A 26,669-nucleotide genomic window follows, 5' to 3' on the forward strand; every position below is an offset into this window, starting at 1 on the left:
CTACTGCGCCGACTCGCAGTTCTCGACGACCAGGTTCGCCGGGCGGGGACTGCCCGTCATCGAGGCGACCAGCTCGGCGCCGGTGCGGTGCCACAGTGTGCTCTCGCCCAGGCGCGCGAAGCCGTACTCCGTGAGCATCCCGGAGGTCAGCACCGTCCCGTCGGTCTCGACGAGCACCAGGTCGGCACCGGGGTCGAGGCCGTCGTCGGCGGTGAGCGCCGCGAGCCGCCGCACCAGCGCCCTGACGACGTCCGGGGCGTCGGAGTCGTCCCAGAACACCGCGCCGCTCGCGTGCAGCACCCGCGGTGGCTGCCCGTCGCCCCGGCCGCCCGTCGCGAGCAGGGGCGTGACGGGGCTCTCCGCCGTCAGCGCCTCGGCGTCGACGGTGCCGATCCGGTAGCGGATCCTGCCGAGCGCCGCTCCGGCACCTTCCGTAGCTCCGGCACCTTCCGTCGCTCCGGCCGGCGCCCACCTGGTGACCAGGAGCCGTCCGTGGATCAGCTCCTGATCGACGACGAGCGGCACCAGGGGGGCGGGAACGGCCGGGGCGGTGTCCTGGCCGGCGGGGGTGCGTCCCGGCGCGGCGCCCAGGTTGGCGAGCGGCAGCGGCGCCGGCGCCGGGACGACCGGCGCCTGCTCCGCCGCGGGCTCCAGGCCCTGCGCCTCGGGAGCGGACAGGGCCTGTGGTGCCGGTGCGGTCACCGGCGGCGCGGTTGCCGGCGCCGCGGACGGCGCGAGCGTCTGCGGCGGTGACGCCGCGGCGTGGTGCGGCAGGAGCAGCGTGAACTCCGCCACCGGCGGGACCACGAACTGCTCCGGTCCCGGCACGGTGACCGCGCCCTGGAGCGAGGTGCCCTCGCCGCCGCGGTCCATCCCCTCGTCGATCCAGGACCTGACGGTGTGCGGTGAGCCCTGGGGCAGACCGGTCCGCTGCTGGTCGGTCAGCGTCACCGGCCCGCCGGCGAGGAACGCGGCGCGCTGCCCCTCGGTGAGCCGGTTCCGCACCTGCTCGGGGAGGGCGGCGAGGTCGTCCTCCCGCTGTGCCCGTGACGCGGCCGCCGCCGTCTCGTGCGCCGCCGCCGGCCCCTCCAGGAAGAGCGCCCGCTCCACCTGCCGGAGCGCGGCGCCCAGCGCCGTCCGGCGTCGGCCGGCCCCCTCGTCGGTGCCGGAGAGCGTCGAGGACGACCACGCCAGGATCGCGGAGGCGAGTGCGAACCGCTGTCCCGTGCCGCCCGCCAGCAGCTCCCGCGGAGTGAGGCCGTGGACCTCCGCAACCTCGGCCAGCGCGTAGGGCACCTCGCCCAGCGCCTGGGCCGCGCTCACGAGGTGGGCGGCCGCCCGGCCGGTCAGGCCCAGGGTGAGCAGGGCGCGGGGGACCTGCTGCACCTGTTCGGCGAGGTCCACCAGGTGGGGCCGTGACTCTTCGGGGAGGCCGAGGTCGCGGGCGAGGCGCACCAGCTCCCGGGCGTGGAACCACGGGTGCCGGTGCCTGTCGTCGAGCTCGGCGAACCGCTGCCGGCTCAGTCCCAGTTGCCTGGCGCGCCAGGTGGCGATGGCCGGGAGGAGGGCCTCGGCGCGACTGGTGGCGTACACCCACAGCCTGCGGCGCTGCAGGAGCGTCGTGCTGCCGTAGCTGTCGTTCACCAGGTGGGGCGTTCGCCGCCCCGTCTGTGCCACGTATTCCGCGAGCGTGGGAAGTTCCTCGATCCCCACGCCCCAGGTGCGGAGCGTGGTGAGCAGCAGGACGACGAAGGTGCGTTCACTTCGCCTGGATTCGGCAACAAGCCGCTGGAGATCGACGCCGTGCTGCTCCAGCAGCGGTGCGAAGTGCTCACGCTGCCAGCCGAGGAGTTGGTCGCCCCGCGCCTCGCGGTCCTGGAGATGGCCCGCGAACACGCGGATCAGATCGCGCTGTTCGCCCTGCAGGTCGAGGGAGTCAGCGATCTCCACCAGGGTGAACGCCACGGCCGGGGTGACGCGCAGCCCTTCGACGAGTGCGCTGACCTCGTCGATCACGGGCCGTTCGGCGCGCGCGCTGTACTCGTAGAGGGCGTGGATCAGGTCGCTGTGCGCACCGCTCCCGTGGAGGTACTCGGCGATGTCGATGAGCGTGATGCCGATGTCGGTCAGACGGTCGTAGTGCTCGACGTTCCGGTCGCCCCCGGCATTGCCGATGCGGCCTGCCCGGTAGGCGATCTCCCACTCCATCACCCCCGTGACCGCGTGCCCGCCGGGGGCCACCTGGTACTCGTCGCGGATGTCGATCCTCCGCGTGACCGCCCTGCGGGCAGCGGTGGTGTCGATCAGGTCGACGAAGTCGAGGAAGTCCCTGCCCCGCAGCTCGTCGAACGGGTGCTCCGCCATCAGGAGGAACACCTGCGGCGGCGAGAGCCACGGTCCGGTCCACTGCCGCTCGGCGGCGTTGCCGGGGCCGGTGAACGCGGGGTCGGACAGGGCCCGGAACAGCCAGGCCCGGTCCTGCGGGGTGTAGGCCCGCGCGATGACGGCGAAATTCTTGAGCAGCCGCCCGTAGCCCGGGGTGACCGGGAGGCCGAAGACGTGCAGGAAGTGCTCGATGGCGGCTTGTTCGTCGTCCAGCAGCCCCGGCTGCAGCGACCAGTGGAGGCCGGAGAGCGTGCCCTGGTGCTCCGGGGCCCGGGCGAGTTCGCCGAGCGCGGCGGCGATCCGTCGTATCTCCGGGTCGGACTCCTGGATCTCCCGGTGGGCGAGAGGGGCGAACAGGTCCCTCAGCACTTCCGGTGCGGCGAGGGAGCGGAGCGTGTCCAGCCGCAGGGGGAAGCGGCTGAGGACCTGGTGGAGGGCGCGGGGGTTCTCGTTCAGTCCGAGGGCGTCGAGTGATTCCCGGAGGGCCTCGGGGGCCGGGACTTCGCCGGTGATGCGGGTGAGGTGGACAAGGCGGCCGAGGCCGCCGATCCGGACGTCCAGCATGTCGTGCAGGGTGCCCAGGCGCAGGATCTGCCCGGCGGTGAAGTCCCTGAGCACCTCGCGGTCGCCCTGGTGCAGGGCGGACGCGACAGCGTCGACGACCGGCAACGGTGCAAGGTCTTCCTGCGCCGGGCCGATCCAGGGCGTGAGGGTGTCCGGTGTGCCCTCGGGCAGGCTGTCGCGCTGCTCGTCGGTCAGTGCCACGGGTTCGCCGGTGAGGTAGGCGGCGCGCTGCTCTTCGGTGAGCAGGTGCCGCATCTGCCGGGGCAGGGCGGCGAGGTCTTCGGCACGTTGGTGGCGCGAAGCGGCAGCCGCCACGTCCTGCGCCGCTGCCAGACCGTTGAGGAACAGTGCCCTCGCCACCCGGCCGGCCGCGTGGTCCAGCCCCGCCCGGCGACGGGCGGTTTCGGCATGACCATGGGGGCCGAAGACCGAGGGCCACCACAGGACCTGGGACGCCAGCCAGGCCCGCTCCTGCTCGTCGGCCGCCACCAGCTCCTGCGGGGCGAGGCCGTAAGCCCTCGCCACCTGGACCAACGCCCGCGGGATGCCACCCAGTTCCTGGGCCAGGGTCACGAGGTGCGCCGCGTCCTGGCCGGTCAGGCCCAGATCGAGCAGGTCCTGCGGCACGGTACGGAGCTGTTCGGTGAGGTCGACCAGGTGGGGTACGGACTCCTGGGGGAGCTCGAGGACACGGGCGAGGGCCACCAGGTTCCGGGCGTGGAACCAGGGGTGGCGGGCCGCGTCGCTGAGCGCGACGAACCGTTGCCAGGGCAGCCCCAGCTCCAGGCTCAGTGCCTTGGCGGTGTGCCAGGCAGCGGCGGCAGGGACGAGGACGTCACGGTGCTCGGCGGCGTACTGCCACAGCGCGCGGCGCTGTTCGGGCGTTGCCGCGAGGTAGCCGTCCTCCGGCAGCTCGGGCGCCTGAGAGTCGTGAACCGTCAGGTAGGTGACGAGCTCCGGAAGCTCCGCGATACCGGCGTCCCAGACGTGCAGCGCGGTGAGGAGCGAGGTGATGGAGGAGGCCTCCGCTCCGCCGTGCGTGATCAGTTCCCGGACGTCGATGCCGTGCTGAGCCAGCAGCGCGCCGAAGCCCCGACCGCTCCAGTAGAGGAGAGGCTCGTCGCGCTCCGGGCGGTTGCGGAAGTAGCCCTCGAACACGTGGAGCAGGTCATGCTGTTCGTCCTCCAGGCCGAGAAGGTCGGCGATGTGGAGCAGGCTGACCGCCGATACCGGGTCGACGTGCAGCCCTTCGGCGAGTGCGCGGACGGCGTGCGTGTGGCGCTGTGCGCGCCGGTCTTCGGTGCCGATCCGGGGGGTGAGGGTGTCCGGTGTGTCTTCGGGCAGGCTGTCGCGCTGCTCGTCGGTGAGGGTGACGGGTTCGCCGGTGAGGTAGGCGGTGCGCTGCTCTTCGGTGAGCAGGTCCCGCACCTCCTGGGGCAGGGCGGCGAGGTCTTCCGCACGCTGCGCCCGTGAGGCATCTTCCGCCGCTGTGCGTGCTGCCTCGGGGCCTTCCAGGAGGAGCGCCCTCGCCACCTGGTCGATCACGGGGCCCAGGCTCGTCCGCCGGTGGTCGGCGCCGGCACCGTGGAACGGGGGCCACTGCAGGACCTGGAGCGCCAGCCAGAGGGACCTGTGCGCGCCCGCCGCCAGCAATTCCTGCGGAGTCGTGCGGTACCTCTCCGCGACCTGGGGCAGCGCCACCGGAACGGCGCCCAGTTCCTGGGCCAGGGTCACGAGGCGTGCCGCGTCCCGGCCGGTCAGGTGCACGGCACGCAGGGCGTTCGGCACGAATCCCAACTGCTCGGCAAGGGCCAGCAGTTGGGGCAGCGACTCGTCGGGCAGATCGAGGTCGTGGGCGAGGCGCACCAGGTCTCTGGGGTTGAACCAGGACGCTGCGTCGTCGAGTGCCTGGAATCGTTCCGGTGTCAGTCCCAGATCCCGGGCGCGCCAGGCGTTGACGGCCGGGGCGAGGGCGTCGCGGCGCTCGGTGGCGTACCGCCACAGAGCGCGGCGCTGTTCGGGTGTCGCTTCGGCGTAGCTGTGCTCCGGCAGCTGGGGTGCTTGTACGTCGTGAACTGCCAGGTATGCGGCGAGTTCGGGAAGTTCCTCGATGCCGACGTCCCATGCGTCGAGCGCGGTGAGCAGGGCGAGGGCGTGGGAGGTTTCGGTTCCGTCGGGCGTGATCAGGTCGGGGACGCTGATGCCGTGCTCGGCCAGCAGCGCGCCGAAGTCCAGGTCCCTCCGGGGAAGGACGGGCTCGCCGTGCGTCACGCGGTCGTGGAAGGCGCCCCCGAACACGTGGAGCAGGTCGTGCTGTTCGCCTTGCAGGCCGAGGAGGTCGACGACGTGCAGCAGGCCGAACGCCAGGTCCGAAGCGACGTCCAGCCCTTCGGCGAGTGCGCGGACGTCGTCCTCGCGGCGCTGTGCGCGCCGGTCTTCGGTGCCGATCCGGGGGGTGAGGGTGTCCGGTGTGTCTTCGGGCAGGCTGTCGCGCTGCTCGTCGGTGAGGGTGACGGGTTCGCCGGTGAGGTAGGCGGTGCGCTGCTCTTCGGTGAGCAGGTCCCGCACCTGCTGGGGCAGGGCGGCGAGGTCTTCCGCACGCTGCGCCCGTGAGGCATCTTCCGCCGCTGTGCGTGCTGCCTCGGGGCCTTCCAGGAGGAGCGCCCTCGCCACCTGGTCGACCGCGTCTGCCAGGCTCGTCCGGCGTCGGTCGGCGTCGGCACCATGGATCGCGGGCCACTTCAGGATCTGGAGCGCCAGCCGGATGCGTCCCCGTGCACCGGCCGCCATCAGCTCCTGCGCAGTGGTGTGGTGGCTCTCCGCGACCTGGGGTAGTGCGTGGGGAACCCCGCCCAGTTCCTGGGCCAGGGCCACGAGGTGTGCCGCGTCCCGGCCGGTCAGGCGTACGGCACGCAGGGTGTGGGGAACGGAAGCCAACTGCTCGGCGAGGGCGGTGAGTTGGTGTCGCGACTCGTGGGGCAGGCCGAGCTTGCGGGCGAGGTTCACCAGGTCCCGGGCGTGGAACCAGGGGTGGCGGGCCGCGTCGCTGAGTTCGCGGAACCGTTCCGGTGTCAGCCCCAGTTCCCGGGCGCGCCAGGCGGCGACGGCCGGGGCGAGGGTGTCGCGGTGCACGACGGCGTACCGCCACAGTGCGCGACGCTGTTCGCGTGGTGCCTCAAGGTAGCCGTTCTCCGGCAGGCCGGGTGCCTGCGGGACGTGGGCCGCCAGGTACGCGGCGAGTTCCGGGAGCTCCTCGATACCGACGTCCCATGCCTGGAGCGCGGTGAGCAGCGAGGCGACGTGGGCGGCTTCGCCGCTGTCGCCCGTGCCCAGGGCCAGGCCGTTGATGCCGTGCTGTACCAGCAGATCCGCGAGGTCCTGGTAGTTCCAGCGGATGAGGGCCCCGCCCTGCTCCGCGAGGGCCTGGAAGTAGTCCTTGAACACGTCGAACAGGGCGTGATGGTTGCCGTGTTGGCCGGGGATGCCGGAGACGCGCAGCAGGCCGAGCGCCAGGGCAGGATCGACGCGCAGCTCCTCGGCGAGTGCGCGGACCTCGTCCACCACGGGCCGTCCGACCTGCACGCCGTACTGGTAGAGGGCGTGCATCAGGTCGTCGGGTGCGCCCACCTGGTGGACGTAGTCGACGGTGCTCACGAGCGTGATGCGGTGCGCTGCCATCCGCCGGTAGTTTTCGACGCTCTGCCCGCCCCCGGTGTTGCCGATGCGGCCCGCCAGGGAGGCGACGGTGCTCTCCAGCGCCGCCATGAGCGCGGTCCCGCCGGGGGGCAGCGGGAGCTCCTGCTGGATTTCTTCCCTCATCATGATCGCCCTGATGGCCGCGGTGTTGTCGACCCGGTCGAGGAAGGCGGGGAAGTCCTCGTGGCGCATCTGGTCGAACGGGTGCCAGGACATCAGGTGGAACACGTGCAGCGGCGAGAGCCACCGTCCGGCCCACGCCCGCCGGTTGGCGTGGCCCGGCCCGGTGAACGCGGGGTCGGACAGGGCCCGGAGCAGCCAGGCACGGTCCTGCGGCCCGCGAGCCCCCGCCAGGGTGGCGAAATCCTTGAGCAGCCGCTCGTGGTCCGGGGTGACCTGGAGGCCGAAGATGTGGAGGAAGATCTCGATGGCGTCCTGTTCGTCGTCGAGCAGCCCCGGCTGTTCCGACCAGTGGATGCCGGAGATCCGCCCCTGCTGGGCGGGGCGCCCGGAGAGACTGTCGAGCAAGGCGACGGCGTTCCACACCTCCGGGTCGGACTCATGGGTCCGCCGGTCGACCAGTCGGCCGAACATCATCCTCAGCACTTCCGGTGCGGCGAGGGAGTGGAGCGTGTCCAGCCGCATGGGGCGGTGCCTGAGCACCTGGTAGAGGGCATGGGGGTTGTTGCGCAGCCCGAGGGCGTCGAGCGATTGCCGGAAGGTTTCGGGGGACGGGACCTCGCCCGTGGCGCGGACGAGGGGGACGAGGGCGGCCATCCGGACGTCGAGCATGCGGTGCAAGGTGCCCAGGCGTACGACGTCCTCGGGGGTGAAGCCGGTGAGGATGTCGCCGTGCTCCCGGATCAGGGCGGTTGCGACGTCCTGCGGTGACGCTTGGCTGTAGTCGGGCAGCCCGGAGACGTCGTCGTAGGCCGACGGGAGCGCACCGGTGGCGGCCGGCGGCACCGCGTTGATCACCCTGCCTTCGCGGTCGATGGCCCTGAAGGCCCTGCGGAAGTCCATGGGGCGCTGTAGGCGCCGCTCCTCCGTGCCGAGCCAGGACGCGACGGTGCCCGGCGCGTTCGGCGGGCCGGCCCGCCGCTCGTCGATGAGCCGCATGGGCTCACCGGCGAGGAATGCGGTGCGCTGCTCGTCGGTGGGTGTGACGAGGGTGCCGTTGAGGAGCGCGGTGCGCTGCGCGTCGGTGAGCGTGACAGGGTGGCCGTCGCGGAATGCGGTGCGCTGGTCGTTGGTGAGCACCGTGCGTTCGGCGTGCAGGAAGGCGGCGCGCTGCTCTTCGGTGAAGGTGACGGGCCGGCCGGTGAGGAGGGCGACGCGCTGTCCGTGGGCGAGCGGGAAGGCGCTGTTGAGGAGGGCGGGGCGCTGCTCGTTGCCGAACGTGACGGGCTCGCCGGCGAGGAATGCGGTGCGCTGCTCGTCGGTGAGCGTCACGACCCGGCGGGCGAGGAGCGCGGTGGCCTGATCCTCGGTGAGCCGTACGGGTGCGGCGGCGAGGTACGCGGTGCCCTGTTCCTCGGTGAGCGTCACCTCCTCGCCCGCCAGGAACGCGGCGCGCTGCTCGGCGGTGAACAGGTGCTGCACCTGCCGCGGCAGGGCGGCGAGGTCCTGCGCACGCTGTGCCTGTGACGCGGCCACCGCGGCCCCGCGCGCCGCTGCCAGGCCGTCGACGAACAGTGCCCGCATCACCTGGGTGACCGCCTGGTTCCGCCCTGCCCGGCGACGGTTGGTCTCGGCATCGTTGTGGGGGCCGAGCACCGCGGGCCACCGCAGGTACTGGGACACGAGCCAGTCCAGATCCTGGGTGCTGGACGCCACCAGGATCTGCGGGGTGACGTCCAGGGCAGCGGCGATCTCGGCCAGCGCACGGGGCACCCCGCCCACCGCCTGGGCCAGGGACACGAGGTGTTCCGCGTCCTGGCCGGTCAGCCCGAAGTCGCGCAGGTCGTGCGGTACGCCACCGGTCTGTTCGGCGAGGGCGACCAGTTGGGGCCGTGCCTCTCGGGGGAGGTCGAGGTCGTGGGCGAGGGCCACCAGGTCCCGGGCGTGGAACCAGGGGTGGCGCGCCGGGTCGCTGAGTGCGAGGAACCATTCCTGCGGCAGCCCCAGTGCCACGCCCAACCGCAGATCCTGGGCGGTGTGTGCGGTCGGGGTTCGGGTGGAGGCGGAGCTCTCCCCGGAGTTCTGGTGCGGTGCGCTGGTGCTGCGGCTTCCGGAGCCGCCTGCCTGGTTCGCCGAGTTCTCCGGCGCGGAGTTGCTGCGCCGGTGGTGGGGCGTGCCGCCCACGCGACGCCGCTTCCGCCGGTCCTCCGTGCCGATCCAGGAGGCGACGGTGTCCGACGTGTCCCCGGTCAGGGCGGCGCGCTGCGCATCGGTCAGGGCCAGCGGTTCGCCGGCGAGGAAGGCGGTGCGCTGGTCCTCGGTGAGGAGGTCTTGTACCTGCTGGGGCAGGGCGGCGAGGTCCTCCGCACGCTGCGCCCGTGACACGGCCTCCGCCGCCGCATGTGCCGCCTCGGGTCCTTCCAGGAACAGCGCCCTCGCCACGCGCTCGATGGCGTGGTTCAGGTGCGTCCGGCGGCGCTCGGCCTCGGCGTCGGTGCCGATGACCGGCGGCCAGCGCAGAATCCCGGACGCGAGCCCGGCCCGTTCCTGCGCGCTGTATGCCACCAGCTCCTGCGGAGTCGTCCGGTACGCCTCCGCGACCTGGGCCAGAGCCGTCGGAACGGCGCCCAGTTCCTGTGCCAGACGCACGAGGTGTGCCGCGTCCTCGCCGGTCAGGTCCAGGGCGAGCAGGGTGCGGGGCACGGTACGCAGTTGTGCGGCGAGGTCGGTCAGATGGGGCTGCGCCTCCGGGGAGAGGTCGAGGACGTGGGCGAGGGCCACCAGGTTCCGGGCGTGGAACCAGGGGTGGCGGGCCGCGTCGCTGAGTTCGCGGAACCGTTCCGGTGTCAGCCCCAGATCCTGGGCACGCCAGGCGGCGACGGCCGGGAGAAGGCCGTCGTGGCGCCCGACGGCGTATTCCCACAGCTGACGGAGCCGCCCGGCCTCTGTGGCGTCGTGGCTCAGCGGGGGTGCCTGCGGATCGTGAACCGCCAGGTACCGGACGAACGAAGCGAGTTCGTCGAAGCCGATGTCCCATGCGTGGAGCGCGGTGAGCAGCGAGATGACGTGGGGGGCTTCGTTGCCGTCGCGCATGGTCACGTCCAGGGCATCGAAACCTAGCTCGTTCAGCAGCGGTTCGAATTCCTCACCCCGCCAGTCGACGAGGGTGTCGCCCTGCTCCGCGAGGTTTTGGAGGTAGTCCTTGAACGCTTCGAGCAGGTTGCGCTGTTCGCCTCGTAGGCCGAGGGTGTCGGCGACGTACAGGAGGTTGAACGCCACGCCGGGATCGACGCGCAGCTCTTCGGCGAGTGCGCGGACCTCGTCCACCACGGGCCGTTCGACGCTCGCGCTGTACTCGTAGAGGGCGTGGATCAGGTCGGTGTGGGCCCCGGCGCCGTGGACGTAGTCGGCGATCTCCGCGAACGTGATGTCGTTCTCAAGGAGTTCCTGGTACTCGTCGGCGCTGCGGTTGCCTCCGGTGTTGCCGATTTGGCCGGCCTGGGAGGCGATCTCCGCCTCGATCGCCGACATCAGCTCCTCCCCGCCGGGGGGCAGCGGGAGCTCCTGCTGGATTTCTTCCCTCATCATGATTGCCCTGATGGCCGCGGTGTTGTCGATCCGGTCGAGGAAGGCGGGGAAGTCCTCGTGGCGCATCTCGTCGAACGGGTGCCGGGACATCAGGTGGAAGACGTGCAGCGGCGAGAGCCATCGTCCGGTCCACCGCCGCTCGGCGGCGTTGCCGGGGCCGGTGAACGCGGGATCGGACAGGGACCGGAACAGCCAGGCACGGTCCTGCGGCGTGTAGGCCCTCGCCAGGACGGCGAAGTCCCGGAGGGTTTGCCAGTGCTCCGCAGGGTCGGGGAGGCCGAAGACGGCACAGAAGCGCTCGATGGCGGCTTGTTCGTCGTCGAGCAGTCCCGGCTGTTCCGACCAGTGCATGCCGGACGCCCTGCCCTGCCGGGCGGGCGCCTGGGCGAGTGCGCCGAGCGTTTCGACGATCCGCTGCACCTCCGGCTCGGGCTCCTGGATCTCCCGGTCGGCCAGCGGGGCGAACAGCACCCTCAGCGCTTCTGGTGCGGCGAGGGAATGGAGCGTGTCCAGCCGCAGGGGGAAGCGGCTGAGGACCTGGTGGAGGGCGTGGGGGTGGTCGCTCAGCCCGAGGGCGTCGAGCGACTCCTGGAGCGTCTCCGGATCCGGGACCTCACCCGTGGCCCGGGCCAGTGCGACGAACTCGTTCATCGAGATGTCGAGCATGTGGTGCAGGGTGCCCAGGCGCAGCACCTCCTCGGTCGTGAAGCCCGCGAGCACGGCATCGTGCTCCCGGCGCAGGTCGGACGCGACCACGCCGGATACGGACAGCGGCGCGAGGTCATCCCGTGCCGGAGGGGGAGCAACGCTGTATCCGGGCAGCTCGACGATGCTGGTGTAGAGCGGCGGGAAGAGACCGGTGCCGGCCGCCGACGGGTCGATCAGCCCGCCTTCCTCGTCGAACTGGGCGACGGGGGTGCGGCGGTCCACATGGCGCTGCATGCGGCGGTCCTCCGTGCCGATCCAGGACACGAGGGTGATCGTCGCATGGTGGGTCGGGCCGGTCCGGTGCTCGTCGGCGAGCCGGATGCGTTCGCCCGCGCGGAAGGCGCTGCGCCGCTCGTCGATGAGGGTCATGGGTTCGCCGGCAAGGAGTGCGGCGCGCTGCTCGTCGGTCGGTGTGACGAAGGCGCTGTGGAGGAGCGCGGTGTGCTGCGCGGGGGTGAGCGTGACGATCTGGCCGTCGCGGAACGCGGTGCGTTGTGCGGGGGTGAGCGTGGTGGATTCGGCTTCGAGGTAGGAGGCGCGCTGCTCTTCGGTGAACGTGACGGGCCGGCCGGTCAGGACTGCGGTGCGCTGTCCATGGGTGAGGGCCAAGGAGCGGCTGGCGAGGAGTGCGGTGCGCTGGTCGTCGGCGAACGTGACGGGTTGACCGGTGAGGAGTGCGGTGCGCTGGTCGGCGGTGAGCGTGACGAGTTGGCGGGCGAGGAGTGTGGCGGCCTGGCTCTCGGTGAGCCTTACGGGACCGGCGGCGCGGAACGCGGCTGCCTGTTCCTCGGTGAGCGTCACCTCCTCGCCCGCCAGGAACGCGGTGCGCTGCTCGGCGGTGAACAGGTGCTGCACCTGCCGGGGCAGGGCGGCGAAGTCCTCCGCACGCTGATGGTGCGAGACGGCCGCCGCCGTCTGGCTCGCCGCTGTCAGGCCGCCGAGGAACAGTGCCCTCGTCACGTAGTCGACCGCGTTGCCCAGCCCCGCCCGGCGACGCATGGCCTCGGCATCGTTGTAGCGGCCGAAGACCGCGGGCCAGCGCAGGAACTGGGACGCCATCCGGGGCAGTGCCTGCCCGCCGAAGGCCAGCACGGCCTGCGGGGTGATGTTGCAGGCCGCGGCGACCTCGGCCAGTGCACGGGGTACGCCGCCCACCGCCTGGGCCAGGGACACGAGGCGTGCCGCGTCCTGCCCGGTCAGGCCGAAGGCGCGCAGGTCGTGCGGTACGGCACCGAGCTGTTCGGCGAGGGCGACCAGCTGGGGCCACGACTCTCCGGGGAGGCCGAGGGCATGGGCGAGGCCCACCAGCTCCTGGGTGGGGTGCACCGCCGGCGCCGGGGTGGAGGCAGAGCTCTCCCCGGGGTTTTGGTGATGCGGTGTGGTGGTGCTGCGGCTTCCGGAGCCGCCTGCCTGGTTCGCCGAGTTCTCCGGGGCGGAGTGGCCGCGCCGATCACGGGGCGTGCCGCCCACGCGGCGCTGTATGCGCCGGTCCTCCGTGCCGATCCAGGAGGCGACGGTGTCGGGTGCGCCGTCGGGCAGTCGGGTGCGCTGCTCGTCGGTCAGGGTCACCGGCTTGCCGGCGAGGAAGGCGGCGCGCTGGTCTTCGGTGAGCAGGTTCTGCACCTGCGGGGGGAGTGCGGCGAGGTCTTCCGCGCGCTGCGCTCGTGAGGCGGCTTCCGCCGCGGCGTGCGCCGCTGCGGGCCCTTCCGTGAACAGGGCCCTGGTCACGCGGGTGAGCGCGTGGTTCAGGCTCGTCCGGCGACGCTCGGCCTCGGGGTCGGTGCCGATGATCGGGGGCCAGCGGAGAATCCCGGAGGCGAGCCCGGCCCGCCGCTGAGCGTCGGATGCCACCAGCTCCTGCGGGGTCGTGCGGTACGCCTCCGCGACCTGGGCCAGAGCCAGGGGAACGGCGCGCACTTCGAGCGCCAGGGTCACGAGGTGTGCCGCGTCCTCGCCGGTCAGGTTCAAGGTGAGCAGGGTGCGGGGCACGGTACGGAGCTGCTCGGCGAGATCGACCAGCTGGGGCCGTGCCGCAGGGGGGAGGTCGAGGAGATGGGTGAGGTTGACCAGTTCCCGGGCGTGGAACCAGGAGGCCGCGTCATGGAGCGCGTCGAACCGTTCCTGGGATATTTCCAGTTCCTGGGCGCGCCAGGCGTGGACGATCGGGGTGAGGGTGTCGCGGTGCGCGACCGCGTACTCCCACAGCTGCCGGATGCGCCAGGGTGCTGCGGGCTCGTAACTTGTGGAACTCGGCGGGGGCGCCTGCGGGTCGTGCACCGCCAGGTATCCGAGGAATGACGTGAGTTCGTCGAACCCGGCGTCCCAGGCGTGGAGCGCGGTGAGCAGCGAGACGATGTGCGGCGCTTCGCCTCCGCTGCGCATGATCAGGTCCAGGAGATTGAAACCGTGCTCCTCCAGCAGCGGTTCGAATTCCTCCTCCCGCCAGTCGAGAAGGGTGTCGCCCTGCTCCGCGAGGTCCTGGAGGTGGTCCGTGAACGCGTGGAGCAGAGGGCGCTGTGCGTCCTGGAGCCCGAGGGTGTCGGCGATGTACAGGAGGTTGACCGCCACGGCAGGATCGACACGCAGCTCTGCGGCGAGTGCGCGGACGTCGTCCACCACGGGCCGCCGGACGCTCGCGCTGTACTCGTAGAGGGCATGGATCAGGTCGGGGTGCGCGCCGGCCTCGTGGACGTAGTCGGCGATGTCCACGAGCGTGATGCCATGATCGGCCAGATGCTGGTGCTGCTCGACGCTGCGGTTGCCCCCGGTGTTGCCGATGCGGCCCGCCCGGGAGGCGACCTCCTCCTCCAGCGCCGCCATGAGCGCGTGCCCGCCGGGGGCCAGCGGGACCTCGTGCCGGATGTCGACGCCCCGCATGATGAGCGCCCGGTGGCTCACCGCGTTGTCGATCCGTTCGAGGAAGGCGGGGAAGTCCTCGTGGCGCATCTCGTCGAACGGGTGCCAGGACATCAGGTGGAACAGGTGCACTGGCGAGAGCCACCGTCCGGTCCACTGCCGCTCGGCGGCGTTGCCGGGGCCGGTGAACGCGGGGTCGGACAGGGCCCGGAACAGCCAGGCACGGTCCTGCGGCCCGCGAGCCCCCGCAAGGGTGGCGAAATCCCGGAGGATATGGACGTACTCCGCGACCGTCTCGGGGGCCGTGAGGCCGAAGACGTGGAAGAAGTGCTTGAGGGCGGCGCTTTCACTGTCGAGCAGCCCTGGCTGTTCCGACCAGTGGATGCCGGAGACCCGTCCCTGCTGGGCGGGGGCCTCGGCGAGATCGCCGAGGTCTTCCACGACCTCCTGCACCTGCGGGTCGGACTCCTGGGTCTGCCGGTCGACCAGAGGGGCGAACAGGTCCCGCAGCACCTCCGGTGCGGCGAGGGAGTGGAGGGTGTCCAGACGGAGGGGGCGGTGTGTGAGGACGTGGTAGAGGGCGCGGGGGTTGTTGCGGAGTCCGAGGGCGTCGAGGGATTCCTGGAAGGTTTCGGGGCTGGGGACTTCTCCGGTGGCGCGGACGAGGTCGGTGAGGTCGCTCATCCGGATGTCGAGCATGCGGTGGAGGGTGCCCAGGCGGACGATCTCCTCGGTGGTGAAGCCCGTGAGGGTGTCGCCGTGTTCCTGGATCAGGGCCGATGCGACGGCCTGCGGTGAGGTCCGGCTGTAGTCGGGGAGTCCGGAGACGTGGTCGTAGGCGGGCGGGCGGACGCCGGTGGCGGCGGGCGGGGCGGGGGTGATCACCCTGCCTTCGCGGTCGATCTGGTTGAGGGACCTGCGGAAGTCCGTGGGGCGCTGGAGGCGCCGGGTTTCCGTGCCGATCCAGGACGCGACGGTGCTCGGTGGGGTCGAGGCGTCGGCCCGGCGTTCGTCGATGAGCCGCATGGGTTCGCCGGCGAGGAGCGCGGCGCGTTGTTCGTCGGTGGGGGTGATGACGGTGCTGTTGAGGAGCGCGGTGCGCTGTGCGTCGGTGAGCGTCACGGAGCGGCCGTCACGGAAGGCGGCGCGCTGCTCGGGGGTGAAGGGGACGAGTTGGCGGGCGAGGAGGGCGGTGGCCCGGTCCTCGGTGACCCTCATGGGTGCGGCGGCGTGGAACGCGACGGCTTGTTCCCCGGTGAGGGTCACCTCCTCACCCGCGAGGAACGCGGTGCGCTGCTCGGTGGTGAACAGCTGCTGCACCTGCTGGGGCAGGGCGGCGAGGTCCAGCGCACGCTGGTGCTGTGAAGCGGTCACCGCCGCCTCGCGCGCCGCTGCCGGGCCGTTGACGAACAGCGCCCTGGCCACCTGGCGGAACGCATGGTCCTGTCCGGCCCGGCGCCGGATGGTCTCCGCGTCGTTGTAGGGGCCGAGGACCGCGGGCCACCGCAGGAACTGCGAGACCAGCGGGAACCGCCCCTGCTCGCCGGAGGCCAGCAGCTCCTGCGGCGTGCGGGCGGAATCCGTGGCCACCTGGGACAACGCCAGCGGGATGGCGCCCACTGCCCGGGCCAGCTCCACGAGGTGCGCCGCGTCCTGGCCGGTCAGGCCGAAGGCGCGCAGACCGTGCGGGACGGTACGGAGCTGTTCGGCGAGGTCGACCAGGTGGGGCCGCGCCTCTTCGGGCAGGTCGAGCTTGTGGGCGAGGTTCACCAGTTCCCGGACGTGGAACCAGGGGTGGCGGGCCGGGTCGCTGAGGGCGGCGAGCCGTTCCGGCGCCAGCTCCAGCTGCAGCGCCTGGTCGGTGCGCCAGGCGGCGACGGCCGGGACGAGGGCGTCGCGGTGCTCGGCGGCGTACCGCCACAGCGCGCGGCGCTGTTCGGGTGTTGCCTCGGCGTAGCTGTCCACCGGCAGCTGGGGTGCCTGAGGGTCCCACGTCGCCAGGTCGTCGGCGACTGCCGGGAGTTCCTCGATGAGCGCGGGGAGTTCCTCGATCCCGACGTCCCATGTCCGGAGCGCGGTGAGCAGGGCGAGGGCGTGGGAGGTTTCGGTTCCGCCCGGCGCGATCAGGCCCGGGAGGCTGATGCCGTGCTGTGCCAGCAGTACGCCCAGGTCCCGGTCCCTCCGGCGGAGGAAGACGCTCTCCTGCTCCGGGAGGTTCTTGAGATGGCCCGTGAACACGGCGAGCAGGGGGTGCTGTTCGGGTGTCAGACCGAGGAGGTCGGCGAGGTGCAGGAGGCCGGCGCCCGAGCTCTGATCGACGTGCAGCTCTGCGGCGAGTGCGCGGATGTCGTCCTCGCGGCGCTGTGCGCGCTGGGCGTCCGTGCCGAGCCAGGGCGTGAAGGTGTCCGGGGTGCCCTCGGGCAGACCGGTGCGCTGCTCGTCGGTCAGCGTCACCGTCCCGCCGGCGAGGAACGCGGTGCGCTGCTCGTCGGTGAGCCGGTTCCGCACCTGCGCGGGCAGGGCGGCGAGGTCTTCGGCACGCTGGTGGCGCGAAGCGGCCGCCGCCGCCGCGCGTACCGCGGGGGGACCCTCCAGGAGAAGCATCTTCACCGCCTGGTCGACCGCGTTGCTCAGCTGCGTCCGGCGGCGGACGGCCTGGGCGTCGGTACCGTGGATCGAGGGCCACTTCAGGTACCGGAACGCCAGCCAGATGTGGTCCTGCGCGTCCGCCGCCACCAGCTCCTGCGGTGTCGTGCGGTACATCCGCGCGACCTCGGGCAGCGCGTGGGGCACTCCGCCCACCGCCTGGGCCAGCGTGATGAGGCGTACCGCGTCCTGGCCGGTCAGGCCCAGGTCGAGCAGGCCGTGCGGTACGGCACCGAGCTGTTCGGCGAGATCGACCAGCTGGGGCCGTGACCTGTGGAGCAGATCGAGGCCGCGGGCGAGGTCCACCAGGTCCCCGGCCCGGAACCAGGGGTGGCGGACGGCGTCGTCGAGCGCGTCGAACCGTTCCCGGGTCAGCCCCAGCTCCATCCGCAGTTCCTGGACGGTGCGCCAGGCGTCGATGGCCGGGATGAGGGCGTCGCGGTGTGCGGTGGCGTACTGCCACAGGGCGCGGCGCCGGTCGGGTGTGGCGTGGGTGTAGCTGTTCTCGGGCAGTTCGGGGGCCTGCGGGTCGTGGACCGCGAGGTACTCGGCGAGTTCGGGGAGCTCCTCGATGCCGGTGCCCCAGGTGTCGAGCGTGGTGAGCAGGGCGAGGGCGTGGGAGGTTTCCGTTCCGCCGGGTGCGATCAGGGCGGGGACGTCGATGCCGTGCTCCGCCAGCAGCAGGCCGAAGTCCCGGTCCCGCTGCCGGAGGGCGTCACCCTGCTTGACGAGGCTCCGGAGGTGGCCCTCGAACACGTTGAGCAGGCCGCGCTGTTCGTCCGGCAGACCGAGGAGGTCGACGACGTGCAGCAGGCTGAACCCCCACTTCTGCTCGACGCGCAGTTCTTCGGCGAGTGCGCGGGCGTCGTCCTCGCGGCGATCGGTGCGCCGGGCTTCGGTGCCGAGCCAGGGCGTGAGGGTGTCCGGTGTGCCGTCGGGCAGTCGGGTGCGCTGTTCGTCGGTGAACGTCACGGGTTCGCCGGCGAGGAAGGCGGTGCGCTGCTCGTCGGTGAGCAGGTCGTGCACCTGCCGGGGGAGGGCGTGGAGGTCTTCCGCACGCTGTGCCCGCGTGGCGGCTTCCGCCGCCGTGCGGACCGCCTCGGGGCCCTCCAGGAGGAACGTCCGCACCACCTGGTCGACCGCGGTGCCCAGGCCCGTCCGGCGGCGGACGGCCTCGGCGTCGGTACCGTGGATCGAGGGCCACTTCAGGACCTCGAACGCCAGCCGGACATGTTCCCGCGTGCCGGCCGCCACCAGCTCCTGCAAAGTCGTGCGGTACATCTCCGCGATCCGGGGCAGCGCCACCGGAACGGCGCCCAGCGCCTGGGTCAGCGTCACGAGGTGCGCCGCCGCCTGGCCGGTCAGGCCCAGGTCGAGCAGGCCGCGCGGTACGGCACCGAGCTGTTCGGCGAGGTCCGCCAGAGCGGGCCGCGACTCTTCGGGGAGGTCGAGAGCGCGGGCGAGGTCCACCAGTTCCCCGGCGTCGAGGCGCTGCCCGCGCTGCTCTTCCGTGCCGATCCAGGACCTGACGGTGCCCGGCGTGCCCTGGGGCAGACGGGTGCGCTGCTCGTCGGTGAGCGTCACCGGCTCGCCCGCGAGGAACGCGGCGCGCTGCGCGGGGGTGAGGAACGCGGTGCGCTGCTCTTCGGCGAGAGGGCCCCACACCTGCCGGAGCAGGGCGGCGAGGTCCTCCGCACGCTGTGCCTGCGAGACGGCTTCCGCCGCGGCGTGTGCCGCTGCGGTTCCGCCCAGGAACAGTGTCCGCGTCACACGCCGCACCGCGTGGTCCCGGCCCGCCCGGCGGCGGTCGGCCTCGGGGCCGGTGCCGAGGAAGGGAGGCCACCGCAGAATCCGTGAAACGAACTCGGTCCGCCCCCGCACGCCGGACGCCAGCAGTTCCCGCGGGGTGACACGGAAGGCGTCCGCGACCTCGGCCACCATCAGCGGGAAGGTGCCCAACTCACGTGCCAGTCGCACCAGTTCGGCGGCCGGGCGGCCGGTCAGGCCCAGGCCCAGCAGCGCGTACGGCGTACTGCCCAGCTGCTCGGTGAGCGCCACGAGGTCCGGCAACGCGTCCGCCGGCAGCGCCAGCGCGCCGGCGAGGTTCCGCACCGGCTGCGCGGCGGCCACCTGGAGAGAGGCGGTCCGCGCCGAGGTGTCCGGTTCCTCGTCGTCGAGGACCTCCGCCACCTCTGCCGGGGGCGCCTGCGCGGTGACGTGGACGTAACCGTCCGCACCGGTCTCCCCCCACGTCACGGTGTACGCCGCCGTGGCCGGGTCCGCGGCCAGTTCGGCGCGGACGTACGCCGCCTCGAACTGCTCTCGCGTCAGGCGCGTGCCGTACGCGAGAACACTGGTGTCGTCGACCGCCTGGACACGCCACAGCAGGACGCCGGGGGTGGCCGGGATCTGCTGGGCCCGTACCAGGTCCACGAGGAGGGGATCCTGCCGGTCCGCCGCGTTCCGCGGCGGCACGAAACGGCCGGACGGCGTGTGGAGGGCGGTGCGCCGCACATCGCCGAGACCCAGCAGGGTGGCCTCCGGCGAGTACCGCAGGGCCAGCAGGGCCGACACCCGGAAGACGGCGGTGAGGCTTCCGCCCCCGTAGCGGAGCGCGCCGCGCTCGTTGGCGCCGTGGAGCACCACCTTGACGTAGGCGTCCGTGAAGTCATGGGTGTGCCACAGAGTGGTCTGCGCCGTGCCGTCGACGCGGCTCATCGCCCAGCCGGAGCTGCTGACGGACTGGCCGACGGAGCGGCCGAGCGACAGCGCGCCGCTCACCGTGGCGACCGGAGCCTGCGCGTCCTCGCCCAGCGGGACGCCCTGGCCCCAGCCGGCCGAGAGGCTCTGCCCCTGGCTCGTGCCGAACGACATCCCGTTGTTCTGGGAGCCGTAGTCGCTGCGCTCGGACGTCCCCGGGTGCCAGCCGAGCGACGCGCCCTGCGCGGCGGGCAGCACGGCGATGTCAAGGACACCGGTGGTGTCGGTGAACGGGCCGCCCAGTCCGCGCAGCGCCGGGCCGACGGTGGCCGGGGTGCCGGTGAGGCCGTGGAGCAGCGCATGGCGGGTGAGGACGTGCGGGTCGAAGTAGCGGTGCAGGCCGTCCTGCGAGAACTGCCCGTCGCCGACCAGGTCGCCGAGGCCCGCGCCGTGGTTCCGCAGCGCCGCCGTCACCTGATCGAACAACTGCCGTACCGCGTCGGGGTTGAAGACCACGCTCACGGACTTGTGGGACAGCTCGGACGCGCTGATCGCGAACCGGCGGGCGTGCGCGAGGTCGGTGTCCGGACTCGGGGCGAGCAGGCGGGTGACGACGGGCCGCGGCCGCCGCGTGGTGGGCAGCTGGTCCGGCAGCTGCGCCAGCGGGACGGTGATCTCCTCGCGCAGCGTGATCCGCCCTGTGGGCACGGCGCCCCGGTTCATCGCCCGGAAGGCGCGGGCGGTCTGCCGGGCCAGGTCGAGACTGAGGGTGTTGACGCCCCGGGACGGCACCACCGACCGGCGCAGGCTGATCTCCAGCACACCGTCCAGCCGGAAGGTGGCCAGGGTGCCGGAGACGGTGTACCCGTCGTGGCGGCGGGTCAGGACGCTCGTGCTGAGGCTCTGCGAGGTGCCCGTGGAGTGGCCCAGCGACGCCGAGCCGCCCGAGAACGCCGGGCTGAGGGAGTGGCCCCTCGCCGTGCTGCGGCTGACCCCGATCTCCTGGCGGGTGTTCCACTGCGTGTAACGGCTGACGGTGCCGGGAGTGAGCCGGTGGGTGAAGTGCGCGCCCCGCCCTTCGGGGTCACGGTGGAGGCGGAACACCAGTTGCAGATGGGTGGTGTGTCCGGCACCGGGCACGGTGGTGTGCAGCACCATCCCGGCGCCGGCCATGGCGTCGGCCATCGCGTGCAGGGTGCGCGGGGTGAGGACGGTGTCCAGGGTGCCGGGCAGCGCCGTGCCCGGGGTCTGCGGCGTCCACTGGGAGTCCAGGGCGGCCCTGGCGTGGGTGGTCAGGAGCGCCCCGACCTCCGTCATCACCTTCCGGGTGAGGGTGGCGGGGCTCTCCAGGTCGTCCCCGTGCTCCTCGGCCTCCGCCAGGTCCCGCTCGTCGGCGGACGGCAGGAAGCGTTCGCTGACCGAGGCCGGCGGCAGTGCGGTGACCGGCAGGGTGGCCGGGACCGTCCGCTCCTCGGCGGGGTCGGCGGCCGGCCACTGCGGTGTGAGGAAGGTGAGGCCCTGCGCGACCTCCACCCGATCGTTCTCGACGGCCGGAGACCAGTCGCCGAACCGGTTGACGTTCTTGGTCTGCACCGTCAGATGCCACACCACCCGCCCGGTGCGGGGACGGTGCGGCAGCGCGCCGCGCGCCACGAAGCTGCCCGGGCAGACGTTGGTGATCTCCGCGAGGCTGCGGCCCCTGCCCGGAGAGGAGGACTGCCCGTACCCCAGCCCGCCCGTCGTCTCCCCCGAGCCACCGGAGAAGGTGGCGGAGTGGGCGTGGTTGAGGTGGTGGGTGGTGACGCCGCCCACGTCGGAGAAGCCCGCGGAGTACTCCGCGAGGTCCATCGTCGACAGCGTGACCGGCTCGCCGGCGTCCACCACGTCGGTGATCTCCGCACGGAAGAGCAGCCGGACCCGGCGGTTGGTCAGGGCCCCGTCCAGGACCACCTGGGTGGCCGCCGAACCGGCGCCGGTGTGCAGCGCCGCCACCAACTGGTCGTGGGTGAGGGCGGTTTCCAGGTGGATCCGTGCCTGATGGGCGGGGACGCCGTGGTCCGTCAGCAGTTCCAGGGCGCGCCTGCGCAGGGCGGCGGTGCCGGACACGCCGAGCACCCGGTCGTGCTGGGTCAGGGTGACCGGGACACCGTCCGCCGGTGGTTCGGTGACGGGCGCCTGCGCGGCCGGGACCGGTGTGGTCACCGGGATCAGCCAGCGGGCCTCGGCCTCGATCACCCGCGGCGGGGCTGCCGCTCGGAGGGGCTGCGCCGCACTGCCGGAGGGCGTGGGGCGCAGCGCGCGCACCAGACGGTGCACCGCGCCGGTCAGACCGGGCGCCGGAACCTTCCGTACGGTCACGGACGTGAGGAGCCGCACCCGGTACGTCAACTGGTGTGCGGGCCCCGCGTAGTTGAGGCCGGACAGCAGGTACGCGTAGGACGTCAGGCCCTGCTTGGCGGTGTGGCTGCGGGAGAACAGCTTCACGTCGCTCCCATGGCCGACGTGGGGCCCCCAGCCGCTCGCCACGCCCACGCTCAGCGTCAGCTCGGAGCTGTGCGACTGGGAGTTGGCGAAGTCCCGCATGGCGCTGGGCCACAGGTCGAACCCGGCCTGCGCCAGATGGACGGCGGACAGCGGTGCGACGGCCTCCCCGGGCCCGACGGGCACCCGCTCGGCACGCACCTGGAAGTGGACCGTCTCGGTCTCCCCGTCGGCCAGCGGCCGGACGAAGGTCCGGCGCAGCCCCTGCTCGTCGGGGGCGACGGAAGCGTCCCGGTCGCCGAACAGCTCCGTGAAGCGGGTGCTCAGCGACTGGGTGTGGAAATGGGTGTCCAGGAACGTCTCCAGGGCCACCAGTTCCGCGGCCGTCCACTCCGGCGCGCCCGTGGACCGCCGCTCGTGCAGGAACTGCTCGCGCAACTGCTCCCGGACGTCCGTGTGGTGCCCGTGCCGCGTCAGTCCGGACAGCCCGACCGGGCCGTACAGCCCCGAACTGCCCGTCGGCTGCGTCAGCTCGTGCGGGATCACCGGTGCCGGGGCGTCGGTCTGCGGCGGGTACGTGATCGGCAGCGGGGCGCGGGGCAGCAGGCCCAGGCTCTCGTCGTCCACGATGCGGCGCAACGCGTCCTGGAAGGCGTCGGCGAGCTCCTCGGGCACCCGCACGACAGCCGCGACGTTCTCGGCGAACTCCCGGCCGAGGTCGTCGCCGAGTGGCCGCACACCGGCCTCCAGCCGGACGGTCAGCAGGAACGGCACGCTCCGGCCGTTGAAGCGGGCGCTGTGCCAGCGCCCGCCGCCGGTGTCGCCCGCGGAGCTGAACGACGTGGACGTACCGACGTCGAGCGTCACCGGGAACTGGAAGGCGGGCAGACCGGTGCTCGCAGAGGTGGTGGCGCCGGCGGTGAAGGAGAAGCCGCCGCCGGTGGTGGCGGAGGCGCCCTGGAGCTCCAGCCAGCGCAGGTTGAGCACGGTCGGCAGGGCGCTCGCGTCGCCGATCCGCTCGACGCCGGTCACCTGCCCCGACATCCCGCCCTGCAGCACCCGGCCGCCGCTGAGCGGCACCGGAGGCAGGGTCATCCCGCCGTTCAGGATGCGGGCGAGGTCGTTGAGGACGCTCAGTTCACCGAGCCGGTTGTGCAGGTACTCGTGGAGCGGGCTGCCGGGCCGGGCGTCGGCCGGGTAGGCGTGGATCAGCTGGTCGCGCAGGCCCCCGAGACCGCCGATGTGCTGCCCGACGGAGAAGAACCGCAGCACTTCCTGGGTGAACCGGCGGCGCAGCGCGTCGGGCGCGGCGGTGGGAAGGGTGGCGTGCCACGGCGTGACGGTGCGGTTCGTGGCCGGCTCCACCAGTTCGGTGGGGAAGGCGACGAGCAGCGCGCCCTGCTCCGCGCGGGTGCGGCCCTGTACCGGCACCCCAGGGCCCGCCGTGGTGACCTCCAGCCGGACATCGGCGAAGGTGAAGTGCGCCAGTTCGCCGCTGTAGCCCAGCGACGGGTTGGTGTACGCGTTGGTGCTGCGGCTCTGGTCGTACGAGCGGGACGACGACAGGCCGACGCTCGCCTTGGGGGTGACCGGGACGTTGCCCGGCGCCAGCGGCACCTTGACGGCGGCGCTCAGGCCGACGGAGGCACCGGCGTTCTCCGAACTGCCCGTCGAACGGTTGGTGGTCGCCTCCTGCGGGCCGATCAGCTTCTCGCCGTAGGGCCGGTAGGGCGAGGCGGTGGGGGTGGCGCGGTGGCGGTGGATACCGGTCAGCCGGACGCGGACGGTGTGTTCGGCCCGGTGGGAGCCGCCGGGCACGAGGAGCGTCAGACCGCCGTCGACGAGTCGCCGGGAGAGATTGTTCGCCCCCAACCGGTCGAGATGCGCGCCGAGCTGGGCGCGTACCGAGGACGCCAGACGGCCGTGGAGCGCCTCGCCGATCTCCTCCGCGGCCGGCAGCAGCGAGGCGACCAGGTCACCGAGGACGCCGGAGGGCGGGCCGCCGGGCAGGACACTGCCGTCGAAGCGGATGTCGCCGAAGGCGACGACGGAGCCGAACAGTCCGAGCGGGAACTGCGCCGACTGCCCGGCGACCCGCTCGACGCCGAATCCGACCGGCGGCACCGGCGCGTCCGGGAAGGTCACGTGCAGCTCGGCGTACGTCCGGGTCTCCTCGATCACCGGGACGGCGAACTCGTACTCCGTCCGGACCGGGGGAGAGGCGGGGACGAGCACGGGGAACTCGAACAGCTCGTAGATGGCGCTCTCGTCGTCGCTCTCTTCGCTCTCGTAGGGGTTCTCTCCGTGCAGTGCGCCGCCGGTCCGGTCACCGGTCCCGGCGGACTCGTTCCGGTCACCGGACACCGCCGCCGGGCCCGCGGGCAACGTGTAGGTGAGGTGGACGATTTCCTGGATCAGGCCGTCGGCCTCGTCGGCCTCGTCGTGCTCCGCGTCCGTGGTCGCCGCGGGGAGGAGGTCACGGGTGTCCTGGAGGGTGCCGTCGGACGAGGGGGCCGCGGCGTCGAGGGCGCGGAGCGCGTCGAGGTCGGCCAGGAACTCGGGGAAGAGGCCCGCGTCCCCGACCGGCCCGGACGGCGCCACGAGCAGCCTGCCGTGGGCGTCCACGTCGACGGAGTCGACGGTGACCGGCCCGGCGGGGAGCAGCGGGGCGGGATCGTCGCGCCACAGGGAGCTGCCCGCCTCGGCCCACAGCACCCGGTCGCCGAGGTTGACGGCGCGCAGCGGGGGGCGGGCGGTGCCGAAGCGGACCAGCGACGCCGCGCCCCGCCCGGCCGACCGGAGCTGTCCGGCGATCTCCGCGACGGCGGCCCGGGGCGCGTCGCCGCGCGCCACGGCGGCCTGCTGGTACCGCTGGGTGTGCCACTGGTCGAGGAGGGCCGACGGCTGCGGCAGACCGGTCGCCGACGCGCCCGGCACCTGGTCCGGGCCGGTCGGTGACTGGGCCTGCGGCATACCGACGTCGATGACGCCGACGGCCCGGAGACGGCGCCCGGCCCGGCGGAGGCCCGCCACGGTGAGGGGCCGCCGCCGCACGGCGCTCTGCGCGGCCGTGACGAGCAGCAGCCGGCTCGCCTCGTCGGCCGTGGCGCCGGGGAAGACCTGCCGGACGAGCCCGTCGAGGACCCCGGGCGTCAGGCGGTCCGGCGCATGCCCGGCCTCCCGCGTGGCCAGGCCGACCAGCCGGCGCAGGGCGATGAGCCGGGAGACGGTGCGGCCGGGGCCGAACCGTGCCACGGGGTGGAGCGCGTCGTACAGCTCCGTCAGGCCGGCGGCGCGCAGGGGATCCAGGACGCTGCGCGTGATCCGCTCGCCCCACGGGCCGGAGTGCGGCAGCCGCGCACCGGCGGCCGTCAGGCCCCGGCCGCCGGCCACCGGCCGGACGCCGCCGTCCCGCACCGCTCGGCGGGTGGTCCCGTCGACCGGTGCCGTGGTCTCGTGCCGCGGCGTCTCCTCGGCGGTGTCCTGCGGCAGTGTCCGCTCGGACGGGGGGACCGGCCGGGGCACGTCGAGCACGGCGGGGGGCACCAGGGCCCCGGCCGTCGCCGCCGCGGCCCCCGTGTTCCGCGGGGTGAAGGTCCGCCACGCGCCGCGGTTGCCCTGGGCGTCGTGGTAGAGGAGGAAGCTGAACTCCTTGACGTGCGGGGTGGCGGCCACCTTGGTGGTCGGCGCGACGACATTGATGCCGGTGGTGTCCGCGATCTGCTGCGCGACCGAATTGCCCGCTTCGTCGGTGGCCGCCGCCTCGCAGGCGGCCAGCAGGATCCACGCCTTGTTCCCGGCGCGTTCCTTCAGCGCGACGATGCTGCCGCGGCGCCGCAGCGCGGGGCCGAAGGAGGCGCCCGACACCCGGGTGGGCCTGCCGTTCACCGGAACGGTCAGCCAGCCCTTCTCGCCGTGCAGCAGCGCCAGGTACAGATGGTCGTCCGCCTGCCAGGGCACGGTGTCGAGGTCGCTCTCGGACACGGTGTGCCGGACGGTGTGCCCGCCGTTCCCGTCCGGGACGCGGACCTGCTGCTCCGGGTCGAAGTGCGCGAAGTGCGGCTTGGTGAGGTCGATGTCGGTGTGGCTGAGCAGCCGCTCCCGCACGTCGTCGGCGGTGTGGAAGGACCGGCCGGCGGGCCGCAGGGAGCCGGGGGAGACGATGAGGAGGTTGTCGATGTCGGACGCCTTGATCCGGGTGCCGTCCGACGTCGTCAGCTCCACGTCCGTTTCCTCGGCGCCGTCCGCGACGGGTTCCAGGTGGAGTTCGGGCAGCTCGGCCTCGCGCCGGAACCACTCCTGTACGTCCGGGTGCAGCAGCTCCCGCGGCGGGTTGGCCGTCCGCGGGGCGTGGTAGGCGGCGTACGCCTCCGCGAACCACGCACCGGGCGCCGCGAACTGGTAGGCGGAGACCGCGTGGGCGCGGGCGGCGGCGGAGTAGCTGATCCACGCGCCGGTGTCCGGGTGCGTCCGGTGGACGCGTCCGTCGTGTGCCGGCAGGCCCGCGCCGCCGTCGGGCCGCTTCCACGGCTCGGTCATGGCGTCCCGCAGGAGCGTGACCATGACCGTCAGCTTCCCGAACAGCTCCGCGTCACCGTCGGCGAGCTGCTCGGGGAGGTGTGCGATCCGCTGCGGGTCCGGCCCCCCGGTCCCCGCCGTCGGCGTGATCCGGGACGTCACCTCGGAGAGCAGGGCGTCGAAGGTCCGGGCACCCGGGGCGCAGGTGGCCGCGGTGATGCCCGCGAGGGCGAGGAACGCCGTGGCGACCTCGGCGATCTCCTCGCCGCCGTACGTCCGCCAGCCGCCGAACTCCGGCTTGTGGGCGTGCTCCTGCGCCCACCGCGTCCGGGCGTCGACGGAGCGGCCCACCTCGTGCCGCAGGGCCCACTCGACGAGGTTGCCGCGCGGCGTCCCGGCGGGGGCGA

At 73.0% G+C, this 26,669-nt stretch carries 1 protein-coding gene (cut by a window edge); it reads right to left on the reverse strand.

What is annotated here, in order from left to right; genetic code table 11:
* On the reverse strand, positions 1–26,669 hold the 3' portion of the coding sequence (locus ACF1BH_RS07140; RefSeq protein WP_391641400.1) for a protein-glutamine glutaminase family protein. It continues 12,310 nt past the right edge of the window; the window shows 26,669 of its 38,979 coding nt (coding positions 12,311–38,979); its start codon lies beyond the right edge, outside the window; its stop codon occupies positions 1–3.

It is taken from the genome of Streptomyces sp. NPDC014733 (genome assembly GCF_043083385.1).
GTDB lineage: Bacteria > Actinomycetota > Actinomycetes > Streptomycetales > Streptomycetaceae > Streptomyces.